We start from the raw sequence: 1,682 nt of genomic DNA, 5'->3' as shown, positions 1-1,682 counted from the left end.
GCTCTATCATCGCCCATTGGATGTCGCTTAAATCGCTCGCATAGCTGCGTCGCTCATTTTTTTGTATCATTCCCTCATTATACTACTTTTTCCTCTATTGGTACAGCTTCTTACTTTTATAGAGGTAGAAAATGTATTCGGGCAAGCAAATTCCCTTGCACTGAAACCAGATAATATTTCCATCTTTGAAATAAAATGGTGCATTTTCTTTAACAATAAGCGGAACACCAATCGTTCCAACACCACTTATTAAAATGTCTCCGATTTTAGGTTTTCCGTAATCGGCAACTAACTTTTCGTATAATTCATTTGCAATAAACAGTTCATTATCAACATATCCATTTTCTGATAGCTTCACAAGCTCTCTTGTTCTATAAAAAGGAACTCCCGAATCCTTCCAATCCTCTTTATGCACACGTTTGCTCGATGTAACCTCATAACAATTACCAATGTAAGTCCAGCACCAATTCTCCGGAATCGGATACGGCTGCTCCTCCTCCGGCACAAACGGGCTAACAATAGCCTCTTTTTTCTTCGCCATCACTCCACCTCCGACAGTGCTTTCAGCTCGTTCACCACGCTCTGCAAGAGGTCAACGGCTTCCTCAAGCTGGGCGATGGCGTCCTCACCGCTCTCGATCGGGTCGGGCAAATCGGAATAGTCAACGATGGAATCATCCCGGATCAACCCCAGGTCAAGGCTGTTGCCCTTTTCTGCAATCTGCTCGCGGGTAAACACACTCCACCGCTCATCCTGTACAGCATGACGGTCTGTAGCCTCAAACGACGCCTCAAAGCCTGCGAAATGCTCTGTTTTCAGCGGGTTTGTCTTTCCGAAAGACGGCATATTGGTACGCATATCATAGAACCAGACTTCCTGTGTGTTGCCTTTGTCTGCTCTCCCACGGGTGAAAAACAGCACATTAGTCTTGACCCCTTGGGCGTAGAAAATGCCGGTGGGCAGGCGCAGAACCGTGTGCAGATTGCACTTGTCCATCAGGTCAACACGAATTTTCTCACCCTCGCCGTCCGCAAAGAGGACGTTATCCGGCAACACCACGGCGGCACGGGCCTTTCCGTCCGCTTTCAGGCTGCGGTAAATGTGCTGCAAAAAGTTCAGCTGCTTGTTGCTGGTGGTGAAGGTGAAGTCGTCACGGGTGGCGCGTTCACCGCCCTTTTTTGTCCCAAATGGAGGGTTGGTGAGAACCACGTCATAGCCCCTCATCCCCTTGCCGAGATTGGATAGGGTATCGCCCAGGATAATCTCTCCCTCCATATCGTGCAGCATGGCGTTCATCAGCGCAAGGCGGTGGGTGTCGTGTACCAGCTCCGTACCAGTAAAAGCCTCTGTCCGTTCAAAGGCGGCGGTATCCGCGTCCAGGTCAAAAAAGTCGTCGGTCTGGGCTGCAACATACTGATGGGCCGCGATCATAAAGCCAAATGTGCCGCAGGCGGGGTCGTTGCAGCGTTCCTTCGGCTGAGGCTTTACCAGACGGGTCATCACATCAATCAGCACGCGGGGCGTGAAATACTGTCCCGCGCCGGATTTCTTCTCGTTGGCATTCTTCTCCAAAAGCCCCTCGTACAGATTGCCAAGCCCCTCTTCACGGGCCGAAAACCAGTCCAGCCCGTCAATGGTCGTGATGATCTTTTCAAGGTTTTTCGGTTCATCAATGTTGGTAG

Annotated in this window: 2 protein-coding genes; both read right to left on the bottom strand. The window is 50.1% G+C overall.

The features are described from left to right. Positions 1–94: 94 nt before the first annotated feature. Positions 95–541: a hypothetical protein gene (locus tag JX325_RS16320; RefSeq protein ID WP_204792088.1), complete on the bottom strand. Its 447-nt coding sequence runs from the start codon at positions 539–541 to the stop codon at positions 95–97. After that, positions 541–1,682: class I SAM-dependent DNA methyltransferase (locus JX325_RS16315; RefSeq protein WP_204792087.1), on the bottom strand; the 1,142-nt coding region annotated here is incomplete at its 5' end. The genes JX325_RS16320 and JX325_RS16315, both read right to left, overlap by 1 nt.

The sequence above is a fragment of the Oscillibacter sp. CU971 genome (assembly GCF_905219725.1).
Taxonomy (GTDB): Bacteria; Bacillota; Clostridia; order Oscillospirales; family Oscillospiraceae; genus Oscillibacter.
This window is presented reverse-complemented; position numbering and strand designations above follow the sequence as displayed.

What these genes read in the sequence shown, in the direction of transcription:
- JX325_RS16320 (WP_204792088.1), bottom strand. Translation starts at nt 541, where the DNA reads ATGGCGAAGAAAAAAGAGGCTATTGTTAGCCCGTTTGTGCCGGAGGAG.